This window comes from Stenotrophomonas sp. ATCM1_4, from assembly GCF_004348115.1.
Classification (GTDB): Bacteria; Pseudomonadota; Gammaproteobacteria; order Xanthomonadales; family Xanthomonadaceae; genus Stenotrophomonas; species Stenotrophomonas capsici.
This window is the reverse complement of record NZ_QPFB01000001.1, coordinates 3,942,964-3,964,698: the sequence shown is the minus strand read 5'-3', so window position 1 is coordinate 3,964,698 and position 21,735 is coordinate 3,942,964. Positions and strand designations below refer to the sequence as shown.

General features: G+C 65.9%; 17 protein-coding genes, 1 tRNA gene and 1 pseudogene. 9 read left to right on the top strand and 10 right to left on the bottom strand.

Annotated elements, in window-relative coordinates:
* Positions 1–43: 43 nt before the first annotated feature.
* The 4 genes from ATCM_RS18050 to ATCM_RS18035 all read right to left on the bottom strand — a co-directional run bounded on the left by ATCM_RS18050 (position 44) and on the right by ATCM_RS18035 (position 4,314).
* Positions 44–1,543: a PH domain-containing protein gene (locus ATCM_RS18050; protein WP_243694050.1), complete on the bottom strand. Its 1,500-nt coding sequence runs from the start codon at positions 1,541–1,543 to the stop codon at positions 44–46.
* Positions 1,540–2,058, bottom strand: a complete 519-nt coding sequence (locus ATCM_RS18045) for a PH domain-containing protein (protein WP_132865850.1) — start codon at positions 2,056–2,058, stop codon at positions 1,540–1,542. Before ATCM_RS18045 ends, ATCM_RS18050 begins: the two co-directional genes overlap by 4 nt.
* 138 nt (positions 2,059–2,196) lie before the next feature.
* Positions 2,197–3,321 carry a GTP cyclohydrolase II RibA gene (gene ribA / locus ATCM_RS18040; protein WP_132865849.1) on the bottom strand — a complete coding sequence of 375 codons (1,125 nt, stop codon included), beginning with the start codon at positions 3,319–3,321 and terminating at the stop codon, positions 2,197–2,199.
* Between the two features lie 72 nt (positions 3,322–3,393).
* Positions 3,394–4,314 (bottom strand): lauroyl acyltransferase, encoded by a 921-nt coding sequence (locus ATCM_RS18035; protein ID WP_132865848.1) that lies wholly within the window; start codon positions 4,312–4,314, stop codon positions 3,394–3,396.
* A 62-nt stretch (positions 4,315–4,376) separates the two neighbouring features.
* On the opposite strand from ATCM_RS18035, the gene dtd reads away from it, so the two are divergent.
* From dtd to ATCM_RS18005, 6 genes and pseudogenes are all read left to right on the top strand, one after another.
* Positions 4,377–4,817 carry a D-aminoacyl-tRNA deacylase gene (gene dtd, locus ATCM_RS18030; protein ID WP_132865847.1) on the top strand — a complete coding sequence of 147 codons (441 nt, stop codon included), beginning with the start codon at positions 4,377–4,379 and terminating at the stop codon, positions 4,815–4,817.
* A 90-nt stretch (positions 4,818–4,907) separates the two neighbouring features.
* Positions 4,908–6,761 (top strand): RNA polymerase sigma factor RpoD, encoded by a 1,854-nt coding sequence (rpoD, locus tag ATCM_RS18025; protein ID WP_132865846.1) that lies wholly within the window; start codon positions 4,908–4,910, stop codon positions 6,759–6,761.
* A 657-nt stretch (positions 6,762–7,418) separates the two neighbouring features.
* Positions 7,419–8,681: an outer membrane protein transport protein gene (locus ATCM_RS18020; RefSeq protein WP_132865845.1), complete on the top strand. Its 1,263-nt coding sequence runs from the start codon at positions 7,419–7,421 to the stop codon at positions 8,679–8,681.
* Positions 8,682–8,700: 19 nt separating this feature from the next.
* A pseudogene (locus tag ATCM_RS18015) lies at positions 8,701–9,124 on the top strand (YeeE/YedE thiosulfate transporter family protein).
* Positions 9,121–9,438: a DUF6691 family protein gene (locus tag ATCM_RS18010; RefSeq protein ID WP_343145375.1), complete on the top strand. Its 318-nt coding sequence runs from the start codon at positions 9,121–9,123 to the stop codon at positions 9,436–9,438. The pseudogene ATCM_RS18015 and the gene ATCM_RS18010 overlap by 4 nt, the downstream one beginning before the upstream one ends.
* 390 nt (positions 9,439–9,828) lie before the next feature.
* A tRNA-Ile gene (locus ATCM_RS18005) sits at positions 9,829–9,904 on the top strand.
* A 368-nt stretch (positions 9,905–10,272) separates the two neighbouring features.
* Here ATCM_RS18005 and ATCM_RS18000 read toward each other — a convergent pair.
* Positions 10,273–11,007: a response regulator transcription factor gene (locus ATCM_RS18000; protein ID WP_132865844.1), complete on the bottom strand. Its 735-nt coding sequence runs from the start codon at positions 11,005–11,007 to the stop codon at positions 10,273–10,275.
* Between the two features lie 584 nt (positions 11,008–11,591).
* Positions 11,592–14,579 carry a TonB-dependent receptor gene (locus tag ATCM_RS17995; protein ID WP_132865843.1) on the bottom strand — a complete coding sequence of 996 codons (2,988 nt, stop codon included), beginning with the start codon at positions 14,577–14,579 and terminating at the stop codon, positions 11,592–11,594.
* 501 nt (positions 14,580–15,080) lie between these two features.
* Between ATCM_RS17995 and ATCM_RS17990 the strand changes: the two genes are divergently transcribed.
* Together ATCM_RS17990 and ATCM_RS17985 are read left to right on the top strand one after the other, a co-directional pair.
* Positions 15,081–15,830: a response regulator transcription factor gene (locus ATCM_RS17990; RefSeq protein ID WP_243694049.1), complete on the top strand. Its 750-nt coding sequence runs from the start codon at positions 15,081–15,083 to the stop codon at positions 15,828–15,830.
* A gap of 88 nt (positions 15,831–15,918) precedes the next feature.
* Positions 15,919–17,337 carry an ATP-binding protein gene (locus tag ATCM_RS17985; protein WP_132865842.1) on the top strand — a complete coding sequence of 473 codons (1,419 nt, stop codon included), beginning with the start codon at positions 15,919–15,921 and terminating at the stop codon, positions 17,335–17,337.
* 13 nt (positions 17,338–17,350) lie between these two features.
* Here the strand turns inward: ATCM_RS17985 and ATCM_RS17980 are convergent, their stop codons facing one another.
* The 4 genes from ATCM_RS17980 to ATCM_RS17965 all read right to left on the bottom strand — a co-directional run bounded on the left by ATCM_RS17980 (position 17,351) and on the right by ATCM_RS17965 (position 19,983).
* A complete protein-coding gene (locus tag ATCM_RS17980) occupies positions 17,351–17,647 on the bottom strand; it encodes a hypothetical protein (RefSeq protein WP_165931217.1) in 297 nt (98 codons plus the stop codon).
* 371 nt (positions 17,648–18,018) lie between these two features.
* Complete coding sequence (locus tag ATCM_RS17975; RefSeq protein WP_132865840.1) at positions 18,019–18,315, bottom strand: hypothetical protein; 297 nt, start codon at positions 18,313–18,315, stop codon at positions 18,019–18,021.
* A 14-nt stretch (positions 18,316–18,329) separates the two neighbouring features.
* Positions 18,330–18,971, bottom strand: a complete 642-nt coding sequence (locus ATCM_RS17970) for a CDGSH iron-sulfur domain-containing protein (RefSeq protein ID WP_132865839.1) — start codon at positions 18,969–18,971, stop codon at positions 18,330–18,332.
* A gap of 169 nt (positions 18,972–19,140) precedes the next feature.
* On the bottom strand, positions 19,141–19,983 hold the full coding sequence (locus ATCM_RS17965) for a methyltransferase (protein ID WP_132865838.1): 843 nt from the start codon (positions 19,981–19,983) through the stop codon (positions 19,141–19,143).
* 223 nt (positions 19,984–20,206) lie between these two features.
* On the opposite strand from ATCM_RS17965, the gene ATCM_RS17960 reads away from it, so the two are divergent.
* Complete coding sequence (locus tag ATCM_RS17960) at positions 20,207–21,706, top strand: SulP family inorganic anion transporter (RefSeq protein ID WP_132865837.1); 1,500 nt, start codon at positions 20,207–20,209, stop codon at positions 21,704–21,706.
* Positions 21,707–21,735: the final 29 nt, after the last annotated feature.

The following is a 21,735-nucleotide window of genomic DNA, read 5'->3' as shown; positions in this document are numbered from 1 at the left end:
GCCCGCCATGCCCTTCTCCCGGCCGGGAGAGGGGCGTTCACTCTCACCAGCGCAGCCGGCGCCGCGCCATCTCCTGGCCAAGCTGCGCCATCAGCTCCTGCGCGCGCTGTTCCTCCAGGAAACGCAGCTGCAGCGGTGGTGCGCCGAACGCGCCGGCGGTGTCCAGGGTCAGCGTCGCGGTGCCGAAACGGCGGTCCAGCGGCGAGCGATCCAGCCGCAGCGCCTGCAGCTTGTCCAGCTCGGCCACCCGCCACCAGCGGTTCCACCAGCCGCCGCGCACGGTCACGCGCTGGGCATCGATGCTGTAGCCCATGCGCGTGACCTGACGACGGGCCTTGAACGCCGACCATGGCAGCCACAGCAACGGCAACAATCCCCACGGGCCGGTTTCGTGGGTCAACACGGCGGCCAGCGCGCCGCTTGCCAGCAGCGCCGGCAGGCACAGGCGCCACCAGCCGCGGGTGGAGACGGCCTGCCATTGCAGCGGCGGCCATTGCAGCTGCGGGAGCAGGTGCTGCAGCAGGTCGTCGCAGGTGGCCGGCGTGGCCAGCGGCGCCAGTTCCTTCAGGGCGCGGCCGTCCTTGTCCTCGTTGCCGCCACCGCTGGCGATGTCCACGCGCAGCTGGCGGCGCCCGAACAGGCGATGCAGCGCGCCTTCGCGCAGCGTCCAGGCCTGGATGCGCCGGCGCGCCACGCTGCTGCGCACGCGGGTGAGCAGGCCGCGTTCGACGGTAAGGCGGCGGTCGGCTTCGGTCAGGCGGAAGCCGTGGTACTGCATGAAGGCCAAGCCGATCGACAGCAGCCACATCAACAGCAGCAGGGTCAGCAGCCCGGCCACGGCGCTGATCGCCATCGCGGTGCTGCTGAAATGCAGCTGGCTGGCATAGCCCAGGGCCTGGCGCCCCTGCTGCTCGATGAAGTCGGCCGCCATCTCGCGCGGGAACATCTGGTACAGGGCGCCCACCGCCGCGGCGACCACGACCAGCGCCTTGTTCGACACCAGCCCCAGCCGCACCAGTTCCATGGGTGGCAGGGCCAGCAACAGGTCGGCTTCCGGCACCGGCGCATCGGTGGCGACCGGTGCGTGGCCGCGCTGGCGGATCAGGCGTTCCAGTTCCAGTGCCTGGTCGAGCCTGAGCACGCGCATCTCGGCTTCGGGCTTGTCGCCGGCGGCCGATTCCAGCCGCAGTTCGGCCACGCCGAACAGGCGGTGCAGCAGGTTCTGGTGTACGGCGACGTTGTGGATGCGGGCGAACGGGATCTCGCGGCGGGTGCGTTCGAACACGCCGCTGCGGATGACCAGCGTGTCGGCGCTGATGCGGTAGCGGTAGGTCAGGTACTGCAGCACCGAGCTGGCCACCAGCGCGGCGATCACCACCAGCGGGATCAGCTGGAACCACCACGCTTCATCGCCGCGCCGGCCACCAAAGATCAGTACCGCGACCAGCGGCAGCAGCATCTGCTGGATCTGGCGCAGCAGCACGAACAACCACGACCAGGGGTGCAGGCGGCGTTCGGCGTTGTCGGCGGAAGGCAGGTTCACAGGGCGTCGTCGTGGTCGAGCTGGCGCGCCAGGCGGTCACGCAGGCGTTCGGCATCGGCCAGTGCGAGCCCGGCGATGGCGACGGTGTTCATGCGCGTGCCGGCGGTGTGCACGGTCAGCGTCGCCAACCCCGCCATGCGCTGCAGGGGGCCGCGGCCCAGGTCCAGGTGCTGCACGCGCGAGATGGGCACATGGCTTTCGCTCTGCCACAGGTGGCCGCGGCGTACGCCCAGTGCCTGTCCATCCAGCCGCCAGAACGTCAGCCGGTGCCGCCGCCAGCCGAACCAGGCGCCCCACGCCAGCCCGACCAGCAGGCCGGCGCAACCGGCGAGCAGCCAGTGCGCGTAATGGAAGGCCAACGGCACGATGCCGGCGGCCAGCGTCAGTGGGATGGCCATGCCGATGGCGCTGCCGACAGCGGCGAACAGCGCGCCGCGCCTTGGCAACGGCTGCCAGCCGGTGTTGGCTTCAAGGGGGGGGAGGGAAGCGTCGGGGAGCGCGGGAGGTTCCATCATGCGCTGACTTTAGCGGGTTGGATCGAAGAAGAGGCAACCGCAACGCCACCTGCATGAGCTGCCCCCTCCTATGCGACGCAGGGGAGGGCTGGGGAGGGGGGCTTGCTGTGGTTGCTTTTCCGCGCGCTCAGTCGCGCATCACTGCGCGGCCATGATCAGCGCATCGACATCCAGGTGGTGGCCGGCACGGGCGGCCTTGGTGCGCAGGTACTGCTCGTTCTCGGCGGTGATCTCGCCGGTCACCGGCACGCAACCGCTGACTTCGATGCCGGCGTTGCGCAGGTGCTGCACCTTGGTGGGGTTGTTGGTCAGCAGTTGGATGCGCTGCACGCCCAATGCGCGCAGCATCGCCACCGCGCTGCCATAGCGGCGCTCGTCGGCACCGAAGCCGAGCTGGGCGTCGGCGTCGATGGTGTCCAGCCCTTCGTGCTGGTAGCCATAGGCGCGCATCTTGGCGGCGATGCCGGTGCCACGGCCTTCCTGGTCCAGGTACAGCAGGATGCCGCCGCCCAGCGCCTTGAGCGTGCGCAGGCCGCGCCGCAGCTGGTCGCCGCAGTCGCATTTGAGCGAACCGAACAGGTCGCCGGTCAGGCACGAGGAGTGCACGCGCACCGGCACCGCGCCCTGCAGGTCCGGCGTGCCGACGATCACCGCGACCTGGTCGCGCTGCGCCACGCCGCCACGGAACACCGCGAACTCGCTCATGCCCACGTCGCGCAACGGCACCGGCGAGCGGGTGACCAGTTCGTAATCCTGGCCGGCCTGGCGGGCGCCGTCACGCAGGGCTTCCACGCTCAGGTGCAGGCAGGGGTCGAACGCGCTTGGCCCCGGCGCCAGTTCCACCGAGATCATGGCCGGCAGCAGCAGGCCGAGCCGGGCCACTTCCACCGCCGCCGCGTCCAGGTCATTGCCCAGTGGTTGCGCGCCTTCGGCCGTGAGGGCATCGCGCAGGTAGGCCAGTGCCGGCAGCTCGGCGAAATCGCGGCCGGCCAGCGGCAGGCGGATGCCATCGCTGGCGGTGATGCCCAGCGTCTGCGCGCGCGGGGCGGTCAGGAACAGGTAGTGCTGCTGGTCGCTGGCCTGGCCGAAGGCGGCCAGGCTGCGCGGGGAGCTGCTGTCCAGGGCGAGGGTGGCCAGCCGACGTTGCCCGTCGACGATCACCACCGGCCGGCCGGCACGCAGCTCGGCGGCGGCGCGCTCGCAGTGGATGGCGGCGGTTTCGCCGAACGGGCCGGCGCTGGGGGAGGGGGACTGGACGCTCATCGGGACCTTATGGGGACCGCCGCTCGTTGATTCAATCGACGGGACAGGTGACGCAGTGTTGCAGGGCCGGTGTCAGTGCGGGTGCCTGGCGGTGGCGTAGGGGTCAGTTTCGCCGCTGCCCGGTGGCCGCAGCGTGTAGCGCTTGTAGGTCCACTGGTACTGCGACGGATCGCGCCGGGCGATGCGCTCGATGCCGGCGCTCAGGGTGGCCACCGCGGTGGGCAGGTCCGCATCGGCGATGGCCGGCTCGGCCGGCTCCACGTGCAGGGCAAACTCCAGGTCCGGGCCGATGCGCTCGCACCAGGCGTACAGCAGGGTGGCGCCGGTGCGCTCGGCCAGGCGGTTGACCAGGGTCATGGTCAGCGCCTGCACGCCGAAGAACGGCACGAACTCGCCATCGCCATTCTTGGGCTGCTGGTCGGGCAGGATGCCGGTGGCACCGCCGTCCTTGAGCACCTTGAACAGCTGCCGCACCGCCGGCCCCTCGGCACGCACCTGGCGCACGTTGTCACCGCCGCGGCACAGCTGCAGGAACTCATCGCCGACCGGGTTTTCCGGCGGCGCGTAGACGATGGCGATCGGGCCACGTTCGGCCAGCCACTGGTTCAGCAGCTCCCAGTTGCCGTAGTGCGGGGCGATCACGATCACGCCCTTGCCCGAGGCCAGCGCGGCGTCGTACAGGGCCTGGCCGTTGCGCTGCTTCAGGTGCCGGGCCAGGTTGTCGGCCGGGTCGTGGGTCCACAGGTACAGCGTTTCCAGCGCCTGGCGGGCGGTGGTGCGCAGGATCTGGCGGTGCAGCCGGCGACGCTGGTCGGCCCCCAGTTCGGGATAGGCCAGCTCCAGGTTGCGACGGGTGACCCGGCTTTCACGGGCGTCGATCCGGCCCCACAGCCAGGCCACGGTGTCAGCCAGCGTCCGCTGCCAGGACCAGGGCAGGTGGGTCAGGGCGGTGGCGAGGCGGTGGTAGAGCTTGGCGGTGGCTTGCGGTTTCATCCGTGCAAGTCTAGCGGCTGAGGCCCGGTGCTATGGTGGGCAATTGCCCCATTGGACCGACCATGCTCTCCCTGATCCAGCGCGTTACTCAGGCCTCGGTCACCGTCGATGACGCCGTGGTGGGGCAGATCGGACCCGGTCTGCTGGCCCTGGTGGGGGTGGAGCCGGGGGACGACGAGGCGGCGCTCTCGCGGATGGCGGATCGCCTGCTCGGTTACCGGGTGTTCGCCGACGATGCCGGCAAGATGAACCGCTCCTTGCGGGACATTGGCGGTGGCTTGTTGCTGGTCAGCCAGTTCACCCTGGCCGCGGACACCCGTTCAGGCATGCGCCCGAGCTTCACCAGCGCAGCCCCGCCGGCCGAGGCTGAACGGCTTTTCAATCGATTGGTGGCGATCTGCCGTGAAAAACACGCCGCAGGGGTGGAAACCGGGCGCTTCGGTGCCCATATGGTTGTCAGCCTGGTGAATGACGGTCCCGTCACCTTCCTGCTCAGACCCTGACGCCCCGGAACCACCGCCGGCAAGCGTTACGCTGCGCTGGTATAATGCTAGGTTCCCTATATTCCAACCCGCCGGTGGCGCGAGCACTACATGGCCAACGAACGTCCTGCCCAGCAAAACGACATCAAGCTTCTGATCAGCAAGGGCCTGGAACAGGGCTACCTGACCTACGCCGAAGTCAATGATCACCTGCCCGACGACATGGTCGACCCGGAGCAGATTGAAGACATCATCGGCCTGATCACCGGCATGGGCATTGATGTCCATGAGGTTGCGCCCGATGCCGACACGCTGATGCTCAGCGATGGCAACACCGGCAACCGCGAAGTCGATGATACCGCCGCCGAAGAAGCCGCGGCCGCGCTGACCGCGCTGGACACCGAAGGTGGTCGCACCACCGACCCGGTGCGCATGTACATGCGCGAGATGGGTACGGTCGAGCTGCTGACCCGCGAAGGCGAAATCGCCATCGCCAAGCGCATCGAGGAAGGCCTGGGCCAGGTGCAGGCTGCACTGGGCACCTTCCCGCTGGCCGTGGAATCGGTGCTGGCCGACTACGAAGCGCACAAGGAAGGCAAGAAGCGCCTGGCCGAAGTGATCGTCGGCTTCAACGACCTGGTCGAGGAAGAACCGGCCCCGACCGCCGCCGCCGACGGCGACAGCAGCGACGACGCCGATTCGGAAGCCGACGAGGACGATGACGACGTCAGCAGCGACGAGGATACCGGCCCGACCGGTCCGGATCCGGTCGAAGTGGCCCGTCGCATGGACCTGCTGGCCGCGGACCTGGCCAAGTTCAAGAAGGCGCATGCCAAGGGCGATACCAAGGCCCAGACCAAGCTGCGCGACGAGCTGGCCGCTACCTTCATCACCTTGAAGCTGCCGCTGCCGCTGACCGACGTGCTGACCAAACTGCTGCGCGACACCATGGGCCAGGTCAAGGCCCAGGAGCGCCGCGTGCTGCACCTGGCCACGATCACCGCGCGCATGCCGCGCAAGGACTTCATCCGTTCCTGGGAAGGCAACCAGACCAACCTGGAATGGGTCGAGGACGCGATCAAGCGCAAGCAGAAGTGGTCTTCGGCGCTGCGTGACGTCAAGGATCAGATCGTGGCCGAGCAGCAGGCCACCATCGACCTGGAAAAGAGCGCCCAGCTGTCGCTGGACGAGCTCAAGGAAATCAGCCGCGTGATGGCCTATGGCGAAGCCAAGGCGCGCAAGGCCAAGAAGGAGATGGTCGAGGCCAACCTGCGCCTGGTGATCTCCATCGCCAAGAAGTACACCAACCGTGGCCTGCAGTTCCTGGACCTGATCCAGGAAGGCAACATCGGCCTGATGAAAGCCGTGGACAAGTTCGAGTACCGCCGCGGTTACAAGTTCTCGACCTACGCCACCTGGTGGATCCGCCAGGCGATCACCCGCTCGATCGCCGACCAGGCGCGCACCATCCGTATCCCGGTGCACATGATCGAGACGATCAACAAGCTCAACCGCATTTCCCGCCAGATGCTCCAGCAGTACGGCCGCGAGGCCACGCCGGAGGAGCTGGCCAAGGAAATGGACATGCCGGAAGACAAGATCCGCAAGGTGATGAAGATCGCCAAGGAGCCGATCTCGATGGAAACCCCGATCGGCGACGACGAGGATTCGCATCTGGGCGACTTCATCGAGGACACCAACGTGGAGTCCCCGATCGAGAACACCACCAACATCAACCTGTCCGAAACCGTGCGTGACGTGCTGGCCGGCCTCACCCCGAGGGAGGCCAAGGTGCTGCGCATGCGGTTCGGCATCGACATGAACACCGACCACACGCTGGAAGAAGTGGGCAAGCAGTTCGACGTCACCCGCGAGCGCATCCGCCAGATCGAAGCCAAGGCGCTGCGCAAGCTGCGTCACCCGAGCCGCTCCGAGCAGCTGCGCAGCTTCCTCGATATCGATTGATCGATAGCGACGGCAGCAACGGAAAACCCCGCCCAGGCGGGGTTTTTTGTTGCCCGCGACAGCCGCCATCGGTGGGGATGCCGTCCAGGCCTGCCCGGCATGGGAAGTGCAATCGCAGGCGGGGAGGCCAGTTCCGGCAGGCGCCGCATGAAGCGCGCGGCGGTCACACACCGTACCCGATGACCAACGGGCACACGTAAGCGCCCCGGCACTCCCGATGCCCGCTGGAAATCCGCCATGTACACCCGCATCCGCCAGCGATGATGCGCCTTTGTGGGTGTCACGCCAGGCAAGGACAGGTTGCCCGGCAACATTCCAGCCCCTGCTGCGGCAACGCACCGTTTCGTCGTATCGAGAATGCGCGGTGTGCCCGCAATGCGCAGGTGGCAGGCGCCTTCCAGGCTTCGTTGCATTCGGAGAGAAATCGCCTGAATCACCGAAAAAACCAGGGCGGAATGCGTAGGGACGCAGCGCTGCGCGCCGTTCCGGAACATCCGTGGTTGCAACACACAGTGCTGCCTCCTCCCGTCGAAGCCGGCACATGAGTGCTTGGAATATTCAAACAATCAGGCAGCGGGGGAGGCACGGGGCCGGCGGGTTTAGCGTCGGTGGCAAGCGACGCCATCGGGCGTCGTGCCACCTGTCCCCGAGGTCCTCATGAACGTCCATGCTACCGTTCCGCTTCGTCTCAGCGCAGGCATCGTGGCGTTGCTTGCCCCGGCATTCGCGTCGGCGACCAATGGCTATTTCACCCATGGCAACAGCGTCAAATCCAACGGCATTGCCGGTATCGGCATCGCCCTTCCGCAGGATGGCCTGGCGGCGGCTGCCAATCCCGCCGGCACCGCGTTGGTAGGCAACCGACTGGATGTGGGCGCGACCTGGTTCGTGCCCCGGCGCAGTGCGGACATCGTGGGCAATGCCATCGCGCCGGATGCGCACTACGACGGAAACGGGCGCAGGAATTTCGTGTTGCCCGAGGTGGGCTACACGCACGCAGTGGGCGAGCGCTCTGCATGGGGCATCGCCCTGTATGGCAACGGCGGCATGAACACCGATTACGGCCAGAACCCCTATGCGCGCTTTGGCGGTACCGGCAGGGCCGGTGTGAACCTGGAGCAGCTGTTCCTGACGCCCTCGTTTGCGTTGAAGCTCAACCCGCACCACGCCATCGGCATCGGCGTGAACCTGCTGTACCAGCGCTTCGAGGCCAAGGGCATCGGCTTCTTCGACGGCTTCTCGCAGACACCGGGCAAGGTCAGCAACCGCGGTACCGACACGTCGACCGGTGCCGGCGTGCGCGTGGGGTGGAACGGACAGTTCGGTGACAGCATCACCGTGGGCGCGACGTGGTCCTCGAAGATCAGCGCCAGTGCCTTCGACCGCTACAAGGGCCTGTTCGCCGACCAGGGCAGCTTCGACGTCCCGGAGAACTACGGCATCGGCATTGCCGTGCGCGCCAGTGGCCGCGCCACCCTCGCCGCCGAAGTGCAGCGCATCAACTACAGCGACGTACGCGCCGTGGGGCAGCCGCTGGCACCGCTGTTGCAGGGCGAGCCGTTGGGTGCACCGAACGGGCCGGGATTCGGCTGGAAGGACGTCACCGTCTACAAGCTGGGCGTGCAGTACATGCTCACCCCGCAGCTCACCGTGCGTGGCGGCTTCAGCCATGCCGGGCAGCCGGTGCCCGAGGCGCAGACCTTCTTCAACATCCTCGCGCCGGCGGTGGTCGAGAACCACGTGACGCTGGGGGCGACCTGGACCACGCGCGACGGCAACGAGTTCAGCGCCTACCTTGCACGTGCGCTGTCGCGGCAGGTGCACGGCCGTGGCGCGATACCGGCCAGCTTCGGTGGCGGCGAAGCCGACCTGAAGCTGGCCGAAAACCTGCTGGGCGTTGCCTACGCCTGGAAGTTCTGAGGGCCTGGAGGAAATGACGATGGTGCAGTTCACGCCGGTATCGGCCGTGGTGGGAGGCAGCCTGATCGGTACCGCCGCAGTGCTGCTGCTATGGCTGAACGGCCGCATCGCGGGGGTCAGCGGGATCCTCGGCCATGCCCTGAGTGGCCCCGAGCGTAGCGCGCGGTTGCTGTTCCTGCTGGGTCTGGTGCTTGGTGGTGGCGTCAATCTGCTGCTTGGGGCAGCGTGCCGCAGGCGCGCGAGGGCATGCCTGCCGGTTGCTGTTGTTGGCCGGGCTGCCGATGGGCTACGGCACCGCGCTGGGCAATGGCTGCACCAGTGGCCACGGCGTGAGCGGCCTTGCACGGCTGTCGCCGCGTTCGCTGGTGGCGACGCTGACCTTCCTGTGGTTCGCCATCGTCAGTACCTGGGTGCTGCGTCACGGCGTGGGAGTGGCGGCATGAGCAGGACATCCTGGGCCGGGGCATCCGCATTGGCGTCGGGCACGCTCTTTGGCCTGGGCCTGGCCATCGCGGGCATGACCGATCCACGCAAGGTGCTGGCCTTCCTGGACGTGGTCTGCGGCTGTGACCCCAGCCTGCTGCTGGTGCTGGGCACGGCGGGTCTGGTCATCCTCCCGGGCTATCGCTGGGCAAGGTGCCACAAGGCACCGCTGCTGGCCGACCGCTTTCATCTACCGGCCGCCAGTGCCATCGACACACCGTTGGTACTGGGCGCGGCGCTGTTCGGCATCGGCTGGGGCATTGCCGGCTACTGACCGGGGCCGGCCATCGTCGGGCTGGCCTTCGGCAATCCCGAACTGCGGCTGTTCCTGCCCGCCATGCTGCTGGGCATCACGCTGGCGCGCTGGCAGAAGGCGTTGCAGCAGCGACGGCTGCTGGCGCAAGGACAGGGCTGAGTGGCTTGCTGGCAGGCATGCCGGACCTGCATGTAGGGCCGCATCCTGCGGGAATGCCACCGCGCTGCAGCTACCGGGACATCGCCGCACCTATCGCGTAGGCGTATGTCAGTCGAGTATGCAAAAATGCGCAGCCATGCATCACGAGGCAATGCCTCGCTCGCAGCGCTCCTTTCCCGGCGCAACGGCCGTGGGAAGCGGCGCAAGGCGATACTTCCCGTCATCGCGGGACAGGGTGATGCCTGCCACGGGCCTATAGCTCAACGGTTAGAGCAGAGGACTCATAATCCTTTGGTTCCAGGTTCGAATCCTGGTGGGCCCACCAAGCAAATCAAGCAGTTATAAAGAAGAGAAGGCACCGCATCGCGGTGCCTTTTCGTTTGGTGCCTACTTGGTGCCTACATTCGCAGGGCTACACCGCCGGCTTCCATTCGTCGCGCATCCAAGCCTGCGCCTCGGGCCGGCTGCGTTGCCAGGAGATCCGGGGCACATCTGGTGCTGGCAGTGCGGCGACATTGCCGTGAATCGAAGTCCCGGACCTGGGGCTCCGGTTTCCGGCCATTCATGCGACGCACAGGTCTTGCTGGCCGCGGGAAAAGAAAATTGGAGCTGCGTCGAAGGGCACGATCCGTCCGGCCGCTTGAGTCAGTGGTGTCCCACGGAAACCCGGGTGCGGGGCGATGCTCGCCGACGTCAATCGTGCTGTGACATCGCATAACCGACGTTGCGCAGTGTTTTAACAGGCAGGTGTTCACCTGCCAGATCGAACACCTTCTTGCGCAGCCGGTGCATGACGACTTCAAGGCGGTGGGGATCAAAGCCCTTCATGTCGGCAGTGAGGGATTCGATCAGGACTTCGCGTCGCACGGGTTTCCCCTGCGATGACCAGAGGTGCCGGACGATGATTCGTTCGGCGGAGTTGAGCCAGATCCTGACCCCCTTGGGGGAAAGCATGTGCCATGAAATGTGGTCCAGATGCCACTCCATCTCCGGATTCCGAGCACCGGCGTGCTCTTCGTCAGCAACGTTGATGTGCGAGTCGAGCCGGCCGTGTCGAATGATGGAGCTGTGCAGCGTCGCGATCAGGCTTGTGGCATCGATGCTCTTGGGTAGATAGGCATCGGCGCCATTCTCCAGTCCCAGGAGCAGCTCATCCAGAGAGTAGTGATCGGCCATCATGATGATCGGGTACTTCGCCACGCCCTTGAGGTGCTTGAGTGCACTGAAGCCACTTTCATCCGGGAGACTGACATCCATGAGTACCAGGGAAGGCTCGTTCACGAGCAACTCGCGATACATCTCGCGGATGTTGGTCGCGCGCAGGACCTTGAAGCCAGCGTCGTTGAGGCGGGGAGCCAGGACTTCTTCGCGGAACGCAATGTCGTCTTCGACGATCAGAACTTCCTTGACCTGTGTGCGGTTGGACATGTGATCGACTCAGTCAGTGGGTTCGCGCGAAATGAACCAGAGGCCGCGAGCACGGAGGCAAGTCTTGGCGCCTTTCGAGCTTACAACATGAAATTCTTCGCAATATCTCATTAAGTGTCAGCGTTTGATTGCGGGCTGCCGTGGAATCCACGCACTGCCCATGAACGGCGACGAGATGAAGGCTCATGCAGCATTTCTGTCGCGACGCGCACTGCGACGACCTGTTTCATCACCGGAAGTACAAAAGGATGATGCCGTCATGGGGTTTGAATCATTGCCTGAGGTTCGGTGCCTGGAAGGTAGGCACGCACTCGCACACGCGTTGTCTTTCTGACTGGTTCGTTGCACCTGACACCGTATGCCGGGATGGCCTGCACGATCTGTAAGACCTGCATGGCATGACTGGGATGGATGCGTATCCGATCACCAGGTGTCGTGTTGTGCCATCACCCGAGCAAGCGTGAGAGAAGGCTGCGCTGGGGATGTCATCGGCGCGGGTACATGCGTGGTGCAACAGAGACACTCATGTCGGGGAAGAAGCAGAAGGGGGCGCTTGCGCGCCCCCTTCCTTTTGCAGCGGTGGATCAGAAGTCGTACGTCACGCCAAGGCGCACACTACGCGGGGCCTGCCACGACAGAACCTGGCGGTAAGTGCCCGGGCTATAGTCCGGATCCAGGCGGGTAGCCTTCTGTTCGTTGAACACGTTCAGCACGTCGACGGAGAAGGCCAGCTTGCCGTCGGCGAAGGAGGGACGGTACTCGGCATTGAGGTTGAGGTTCTTGATCCAGGGCGTTTCACCGGCGTCGCCCATCTTGGCCGGCTTGCCACCACACCAGTGGTAGTAGTTGCCCGCGTAGGCCGGATAGGTTTCATCCGGACCATAGGCACCCTGGCAGGAGTTGGGCGTGCCGCTCATGATCTGCAACGTGCTGCTGACGCTCCATTCCGGGTTGATCTGCCACATGCCCATAGCCTTGAGCTGGTGGGTCCGATCGTTCGGAAGGCGACCACTGCCGTATTCCATCAGGTACGGGTAATCCCAGTCCTGCGTGGCCGAGATGTCGCCCTGGCCGATGTCGGACTTCACCTGGCCTTCCGTGTTGCCGCGGCTGTGGGCAAAGGTGTAGGTCACGCGCCCCCACAGCTTGCCGTCGAACGGGTGCTCGATGTAGGCATCCAACGCCATGTAGGTACGCTTCACGGCCGGATAGCCGAGGTCTGCGTTGGTGAGGGTCAGCTCGCTGTAGCCGCCCTTGCCATCGGGCAGGTTGAACACCGCGGTATCGCCGGGGTTGAAGAAGTAGCAGCCGCGCAGGCCAGTGGTATCGATGCCTTGGGCAGCAGCCACTTCCTCGAACTTCTCGATGTAGCAGGTGTCGTCGATGGCGTTGTTCAGCTTGCGGTACGTCAGCTTGGCACCGTAGTTCCAGCTCTCGTTGAAGACCTTGTCGAAGCCAACGATGAACTCATCCTGGGACTGCGCCTTGAGGTTCTTCGCGGTGACCGTCTTCGGATCCGGGGATTGGCCGTACTCGCGGTTGGCCGAGTAGGGCACGCCGGGGCCGTTGATGGTGTTGATCGGGGTCAGGCCGGTCGGGTTGCCGTTCGCATCGATGCCCGTGTAGGTGTAGTACTCGTTGGTATAGATCGAGCCCGCAGCACCACGTGCCGCCAGCGAGGTCGGCAGTGCGAGGTAATAGCGTCCAGCATTGCCGTACACCTTGAACGTGCCATCGCCATTGACGTCCCAGGCGAAGCCCAGTCGCGGCGCCCACTGCGGCTTGGTCTGCTTGATGTAGGCCTGGCCTTCCGGGTTGTAGTTGATGAATTGGTCATTGCGCAGACCCAGCTTCACCAGCCAGCGGTCGTTGACCTGCCAGTTGTCCTCGATGTACTGGGCACGCTGCGTGACCTTGACCGAGGCAAGGGTTTCCTGGATGTACTTGGAAACGAAGTAGCCACCTTCACCGCCCGGATACTTGCCGGGCGCGTCGACTTCACCTTCGCTGATGTCGGTCATCGGATTGGCCTTGCGGCCGTACAGCCAATAGAACCCGGCATCCGGTGCCATGATGGTGCTGTCATTGCGGTCTTCGGTCCGCTGGTTGTCAATACCGGCAGTGATGGCGTGATCGCCAAGATGGTAGGTGACGTCCAGGCGATAGTTCGCGCCGAAGGTCTGATGCTTGGGGTCGGAGAGCTGCGCCAGCTTGTTGGCATTGGTGATCGGAACGCCGCCGTTCAAGGCCGGGTTCTGGTTCGCGCTGCCACCGACCGGGATCAGGTTGGAGTACTTGTTGTCCGGATTGGACTTCAGGTCCGTCGTCTGCTCGCCATATTGGGCACTGACGGTCAGGTTGTCAGTCAGGTAGCCGGTGTACTTGCCGATCCACATCAATGCCTTGGTGTCGGTTGCAGTCGCCTTGCCGAGGTAGTCACCGCGGCGGAAGGTGCCGTAGTCGTACTGGTAGTTGTTGGCGGAGAACTTGTGCTCCGTTGACGCTGCGGTGAGCTCCATCACGTGGTCGTTGGTGATGTTCCAGTCGACCTTGGCGTACCACTTCGGGTCCTTGAACGTGCGCTCGGAGATCTGGGAGGACGAGGACTTCGTGCCTACCAGCGAATCCTCGGAGCGGGCGCCTTCCACCGACGCGAAGACATACAGTTTGTCCTGGATGATCGGGCCACCGACATAGGCACTCTGCACCGTCGACCAGCCCACGTTGTCCTCGCGGTACTGGTACAGGTCCTTGCTGCCCACGTCGCCCGGAAGTGCGTCGGAGTAGTACGTGTTGCGCGGCGCGCCCTTGCCCCATTCGGGGGTCCACTGCAGCTGGCCGCCGAATTTCCATTCATTCGTACCGCGCTTACCGATCTGGCTGATCACGCCGCCCGTGGTGCGGCCGTAGGCAGCGCCGTAGCCGCCGGTCAGCACTTCCTGCTGCTCGATCGAGCCGTAGGGCAGTTCGATGCCACCGAAGCCCTTCAGCGGGTCGGTAACGTTCATGCCGTTGATGTAGTAAGCGTTCTCCGAGATGGAGGCACCGCCGAACGATGACAGGCGCTGGCCGTTCGAGGCGTTCACGAAGTCGCTGGAACCCTGGATGACGCCCGGAGCCAACTGCGCGATGGCGTCGGCGCTGCGCGCGATGGGCAGCTTGGCCAACTGCTCGGCAGTGATGACCATGCGTGAGTCGACCTGGGTCACGTCGATGGGCTGCATGCGCGAACCCACCACTTCGATGGCGGCCAGCGTCGTGGCGTCGAACGAAGCGTCCGTGGTGGAGGACACGGCAACGGTGATGTTGCGGGTGCCGACGGTTGCGCCGTCCTTGACCTGTTTCACGGTGTAGCTGCCCACCGGCAGGCTGCCAACGTTGTAGCGACCGTTGGCATCGACCACCACGGTGCGCGAGAGGCCCGTTGTGCTTTCGATAACGATCGTGCTTCCAGCATCCGCCGAACCGCTGATGGCGCCGGAGGTGGACTGCGCGTTTGCACCGAAGCTCATCACCGCGCCCATCAGGGCAACGGCAAGAGCGGAACGGGTCAGTACTTTAACTGTCTTCATTAGGGTTCTCTCTCCTACTCAAGAATGCGCTTCGCCCGGAAATGCCCGAGAAACGGCTGAATCGTTACAGATGTACCTAAGTTGAACGAAGCTACCGGACTGTAATGGAAGATTCAGTTTTGGTCATCGAAATGCGGCATGAAATAAACTACAAATATGAATAGGAAAAAATGAAATATTGAAGAGAGTTTTTGAAATTATGCGAGGCGCGGGCACGTCGCCGGATACGATCATTTCCGTTGATCGTCGGCCGGAAATTTAGAGTGAAGGGCGCAGTTGACTGCAGATGTGCGCTGACTTTCGCATTCAGGCTCTTTCCCGGCAGTCGGCCCCGAGGTGGGAAACGCAGAGAGAGAAAGCCTGACGCACAGGCGCAGATCGTTGGATTCCGGGCAGGTGTGTGAAGCTCAAGCCAGTGAAGCCAGCTTGATCATGGGCACGACGAGCAACGAAGCTGCTGCGGGGGAAGGCACTGCCTCGTTCGGGGCTGTTGGAAGAAGAATGCTTGCGGTTCAGGCGCGGCCATTCGCACGGTTGCAGCAAAGGGAAGATATGCAGCGGGAAACGAACGGCTGGTCGGTGATGGTGCTGGAGGATGAGGAGGAGCTGCGCGGGAAGATCCTCCTTCCAGGACTGGAGCGGGAAGGGTTCGAGGTCGAGGGCGTGGGCAGTGCGCTGGCCTTATACCGGGCACTGAGCCTACGCTCCTACGATGTGTTCGTCGTGGATGTCGGCCTTCCTGATGAGAGTGGCTTCGCGGTGGTGCAGCACCTGCGCAGGCTGGGCAATGCCGCCATCATCATGCTGACCGGGCGAGGGGGTGCCGATGACCACGTCCACGGGTTGGAGCAGGGTGCCGACGCCTATCTTTCCAAGCCGGTCGGCGTGGATGTGCTTGCCGCGACGATACGCAGCGTCATGCGGCGCGGCGCCTCCACCGTGGCAATGCCGGCGCCGGATGCAGCGGGATGGCGCTTGACCGCACAGGGCTGGCGCATCGCCACGCCCGCCGGTGACGATGTGGCCCTGTCCCGGGCCGAGCGGCTGTTCCTGGCGTTGCTGGCGGAGGCGGGGGGCAGGGTGGTGTCGCGGGAAGCGGTCATCGGGCACCTGAGCCAGGATGAAGACGATTTCGACCTGCACCGGCTCGAGATGCTGATCCATCGCCTGCGCCGCAAGGTGCTCGCCGGCACCGGCTGCGAGCTGCCGCTGACCACGGTGCGCGGCATCGGTTACCTGCTGCTGCTGTAACCCCGGGGCAGCCGATATGATGGCCCCGGGGGAGCAGGGGCTGGCTGCTTGGGCAGCCGACAGATCGGTATCCGGGGAGAGCAGGCAGGTGGAAGACAAGATCGTGGAGGTGCCTGGGAGCGTATTGTCCCGGGGCCTGCAGCGGTGGCGGTCGATGCTGCATTGGGTGCGGGACGTGCCGGTCGCCGATCCGGTGGACCGGCGCAATGCGCCGATGCTCCAGTTGGTTTCCTTCCTGCTGGCGGTGCTCCCGACGGCCGCCTGGTGCTACCGGGCGTTGCTGGTGGATATCCCGTGGCGGCCGGGCGAAGTCACCGGCATGGTGTTCGGCCTGTCGGTCAGCGCCATCTCCGCGCTGAGCCTGGTGCTGGTGCGCAAGGGGAAGTTCAGGGCAGCCTCCCATGCGTTGCTGGCGGTGTTCGCCGCGACCGTGATTCCCGCCTACCTGGTTGCCGGCTTCGGCGGGCAGCGGTTCGAGCAGCCGGTGCTGGCCATCTGGATGGCGATCGCGGCACTGGCCGTGGGGCGCATGGCGTTGTGGTTGATGTTCCTCTGCATCGCCGCGGCCTTCGGGCTGGGAATCGCCGTGGACATCGACAAGCAGGGCCAGGCGGTCGAGCTTCTCGGCGATGCCGCCTTCAGCACCGCCATCTTCCTGATGATTGCCGTGGTGCTGGACCGCAGCTCGGTCGCGCTGCGCGAGAGCCTGCGCGAGGCACGCGCACGCGGTGATGCGCTGGACGTGGCCAACCGGCGCTTGACCGAGGAAATGGCCGAGCGTGAGCGCACGTTCGCGCAGTTGGTCCAGGCGCAGAAGATGGAAGCGGTGGGCCGGCTCGCCAGCGGCGTCGCGCATGACTTCGGCAACGTCCTGGCGGTGGCGGGCGGGTACGTGCGCAGCGGGCTGCGTGCCGGCGATGCGGCGCACATGCGGGAATCACTGGTGGGCGTTGATTCGGCGGTGAACCGGGCCAACCTGCTCACGCGGCGGTTGCTGTCGCTTGCCCGCGCCGAAGACGGCGTGGAGGAGTGGTTTGACCCGGGCGAGGCGTTGAAGGCGCTGGTACCGATGATCGGGCAGTTGATGGGCCCGGACGTGAAGGTTGATGTCGTCCTTGGCGCGGACCTGCCGGCGCTGTTCTTCGACCGGATGCAGTTCGACCTGATGGTGCTGAACGTGGCGGCGAACGCGGACCATGCCATGCCCGGTGGCGGTCGCTTCTCGCTGCGGGCGCGCCGGGACGGCGACCGGCTGGTGCTGGACCTTGCCGACACCGGGGCGGGCATGGCGGGCGACGTGCTGGCACACGCCTTCGAGCCGTTCTTCACCACCAAGCCGCGTGGGCAGGGAAGCGGGCTGGGGCTGTCGGTCGTGCGCGACCTGGTCCAGCGGGCCGGGGGCAGCGTGAAGGCGGAAAGCCAGGCGGGTGTGGGAACGACGATTTCCCTGTGCTTCGCCGACGTGCTGGCGGAGCTGGCCGAGGCGGAAGCGGAAAGCGGGCGCTGACGCGGCCGCCGGCCTAGGAAATGTAGGCGATGAGTCGCTTGCCCACGGCCGCGACCATGCTCGAGAGCAGGTCCACGTCCACCGGCTGTTCCAGGTCCAGTGCGCGCGTGAGGGAAGGCGCCGGCATGCGCAGCGACCTGGCCAGCGCCTCGTGGCTCATCCGGTTCTTCACCAGCTCGTTGTGTACCAGCACCTTGAGTGATTCGCTGGCCGAGAGATGGATGTTGACGCCATTGCTGGGCTTGCTCCGCGGCAACGGGACGGGAGTGCCGGCCTGGAATTTCCTGCGTATCTCCGTCCTCAGCGCCACGCCGAGGCTCCGTTCCAGATGGCTCGCATTGGCCGAGCAGATCTCGGGCCAGTCCGTCAGGTGCATCACGGGATGGGTCGAGCTTCCCTCGGATCTCACGGAATATACGAACATATGCGTATGTCTGAGGTGGCAACCGGCGTGGTTGCGCAAGCCTCGCAAGGCAGGATGATTGTGATCTGGTGCCTAAATCTATTGATCGGAATTGCGCTTTGCACGCACGTACTTTCACCTGCCCGGTGAGTAATGGTGAGTGGGCGGGGATTTCGGGATGGACTGACCGGGCGGTGCATGAAGCGGCTTATGTGCGCGCTGCATGCCGCACGCGTCGGTGCCGTCGTCGCGGTGCGGTGCGGCGTGACGGCGGGACGTCAGTCCGCCGTGTCCGGATCGATCTCCAGCACCGCACCGAGCCGTTCGGCCAGCACCTGGAGGGCATCGATGACCCGTTCGGTGGCGCTGTCATCGGCGACCTCGACCCGGATCAGGTGATTGCCCGGGCCCTGGCTGTCGCTCAGGCCGGCGGAGCTGCTGTCCTGGTCGGTGACGTCGGGAAGCAGGTCGGCGGCGTCTTCGACCCACGCCACGTCGTCCATGCCCTTGAGCATGTCCAGCATGGCCTGGGCAACGCCTTCATCGGCAGTGAGTCGTAGCTGCAGTGCACGCATGCGGGAACTCCCGTCTATTCGCCGTCCGCGGTGAAGCCGACCTTGCGATGCGAACCATCGCAGAACGGCTTGTTGGCGGAATGGCCGCAGCGGCACAGCCAGGTTTCGGTGACGCGGTCGAGGGTGCGTCCGGTGCCGCTGACCACCTCCAGGTTGCCGACGACATGCAGCGGACCGTCGCGGGTTGGCGTGACCTGCAGCAGGCCGTCGCGCTGGGCCAGGGCTTCGGACTTCCGTTCCGCCGGCTCGCCGGTGGCGGTGAAGCCGCAGTCGACGTGGCGATGGTCGCAGAAGGGCTTGTTCTCCGACGCGCCGCAGCGGCATAGCGTGGCGCGCATGCCCTCATCCTGGCCGGCGATGCGCAGCGGTGCATTGAAGGCCAGCGGGCCGTTCTCGCGCACGTGCACCAGGTTGACCACGGGCGCCGGTTCGGCATGGCTGCGGTCATTGAACTCGTAGCGGATGGCACCGGAAGGGCAGTTGCGGGCGATCAGTTCCACTTCCTCGGCGCTGACCGCGTCGGGGTGGATCCATTCCCCCGCCACGTTGGGCACGAAGACATCGGGGTGGCTGAGCACGCAGTTGCGGGAGTGGATGCACCGGCTGCCGTCGAAATGGAGGGTGACGGTGGTGCCGCGAACGGTTTCGGTTGCCATGGGCTGCCTCCGCTTCGGAGCGCCCAGTGTCGCGCGCCGGATGTGAAACACCCGTGGGTAGGCGCGTCGCCGCTCGCGGAACGGACGCGGCTTGCATGCGCGACGATGCGCGCCACAGCATGTGCGCATTCAGGCAGCCCGGCATCGCGGCCGGGGCTGTTCCCGCGGCTCAGCGGCGGATCGCGAACACGCCGTCCAGCGCCAGTTCGGCCTTGAAGCCGGCTTTCTGCAGGCGCGTGGCCACTTCGCGCGGAACGTCACGGCCGCTGGTGAGCTTGTTCGGTGCGCCGGTGTAGTGGAACAGCCGCCCGCCGGTGCGCAGCACGCGCGCGAGCTGGTCGTAGAACACCTGCGAGTACAGCTCGCCGGCGATGCCGAAGCGTGGCGGGTTGTGCAGGATGGCATCGAACGAGGCGTCGCCAAGCGTGGCGATCTGCTGCGAGACATCGCCGTGCACCAGTTGCAGGCGCCCACCGGCCAGAGGACTGTCCGGGTCGGGCGACCATGGGTTCAGGGTGCGCAGCCACAGCACTTCCGGGCTCTTCTCGAACGAGTGGATAGCGGCCACGCCGTCGTCCAGGCAGCAGGCGGCGAAGTAACCCATGCCGCCACAGGTATCGAGCACGCGCTTGCCGCGCGGTTCGACCAGCGCCACCTTGCGGCGCGCATCGTCCATCGGCGAGAGCTGGGCGCTGACCAGCATCTTGATGCCGTCGATCTCGAAGGTGGGCACGCCCCAGTCGGTGGGCACCAGCTTGTACAGCCCGCTGCCGAAACGCGAAGCCGCGCTGAATTCCTCGCCGTCCCAGTAGTAGAGCGTGCGGTCCTTGAGCTTGGCCGGCCAGGGGAAGGCCTGGCCGCGCCATTGCCAGCCGTCCGGAGCGAGGCCCACCGGGTCCTGGCTGCGGCCCAAGTCGAGGGACGCGGTGGTTTCGCCGGCCCCTTTCTTCAGTGCGGCCTGCAGTTGGTCGAGTAGGGGGCGGATGAGCAGGGGGCCGGTGTAGTGGGGCATGCGGGGACGGCGTGGTGCGGGGGAGGGAATGCTACCGCAGGGGCGGTTGAGGGGGTCTTGGGGTGGGATGAATGGCTTCCAGAACCCCCCCTCCCCAGCCCTCCCCTTCGCTGCGCGAAAGGGAGGGGGTGGGTTCCGCCTACCGGACCGGATCGCAGCAGGCATAATTCGCGCCCATCCCCCGATTCCGCCTGCTCCTGCCGCGCAGGGGCGGCTTGCCCGCATGTCCTTCCTGTCTACCGAACTGGCGCAATGGCGCGCCCATCCCCTGCGTGAAATGCTGGCCGGTGCCGTGGCCACCTTCGCGCTGATCCCCGAGGTCATCGCCTTCTCGTTCGTGGCCGGCGTGGACCCGCAGGTGGGCCTGTTCGCCTCGTTCGTGCTGAGCATCGTGATCGCCGTGTTCGGCGGCCGGCCGGCGATGATCACCGCCGCGGCCGGCTCGGTGGCGCTGGTGGCCGCGCCGCTGGTGAGCGCGCATGGGCTGCCCTACCTGTTCGCCGCCGGCCTGCTGGCCGGTGTGATGCAGGTGCTGTTCGGGGTGTTACGGCTGGGCGTGCTGATGCGCTTTGTCAGCAGCTCGGTGCGTACCGGCTTCGTCAATGCACTGGCGATCCTGATCTTCTCCGCGCAGCTGCCGCAGTTTCAGGGCGCCACCACCGCGACCTGGGCGATGCTGGCGCTGGGCCTGCTGGTGATCTACGGGCTGCCGCGGCTGCCGTTGCCCGGTGTGCGCGCGATTCCCTCGCCGCTGATCTGCATCGTGGTGCTCAGTGGGCTGTCGGCGTGGTTGAAGCTGGACCTGCCGACGGTGGCGGACCTTGGCCGGTTGCCCGAATCGCTGCCGCACTGGATGGGATTGCCGCAGTTGCCGCTGGACCTGCAGACGCTGCGGATCATCGCCATGCCGGCGCTGGCGATCGCCATGGTCGGACTGTTGGAATCAATGATGACCGCGCGTGTGGTCGATGAGCTGACCGACACGCCCAGTTCCAAGAACCGCGAATGCACTGGCCTGGGTATCGCCAACATTGCCACCAGCCTGTTCGGCGGCATCGCCGGCTGCGGCATGATCGGGCAGACCGTGGGTAACGTGAAGTACGGCGGGCGTGGCCGCCTGTCCACGCTGTTTGCCGGCGTGTTCCTGCTGGTGCTGATGGTGCTGCTCAAGCCATGGGTGGCGCAGGTGCCGGTGATCGCACTGGTGGCGATCATGGTGATGGTCAGCGTGTCGACGTTCGATTGGGGCAGCCTCGGCGCGCTGGTGCGGCATCCGCGGCTGTCCGGCGTGGTGATGCTGGCGACCGTGGCAGTGACGCTGGGCACGCAAAACCTGGCCGCTGGCGTCGGCATGGGCGTGCTGCTCAGTGGCGTGTTCTTCGCGCTGAAGGTGGCGCGCCTGCTGCGGGTGGACAGGCAGGACGATGCCGATGGCAGCCTGCGTTACGCGGTGAGCGGGCAGGTGTTCTTCGCCTCGGCCGACGCGTTCATCGATGCATTCGACCCGCGTGCCGCGCAGGGGCGTACGGTGGTGATCGACCTGTCGCGCGCGCAGCTGTGGGACATCACCGCCGTGGCGGCACTGGAGAAAGTGGTGAGCCGCTATCGCCACCACGGCGTGAAGCCACGCGTGCACGGCCTGGACCGCCAGGGACGGATGTTGTTGCGGCGGGTGCTGCGCGAAGGAGCAGTGGCGCTGGAGGATGCACCGGCAGGGCACTGACCGGCGAGCATCGCAGGAGCGGCCAAGGC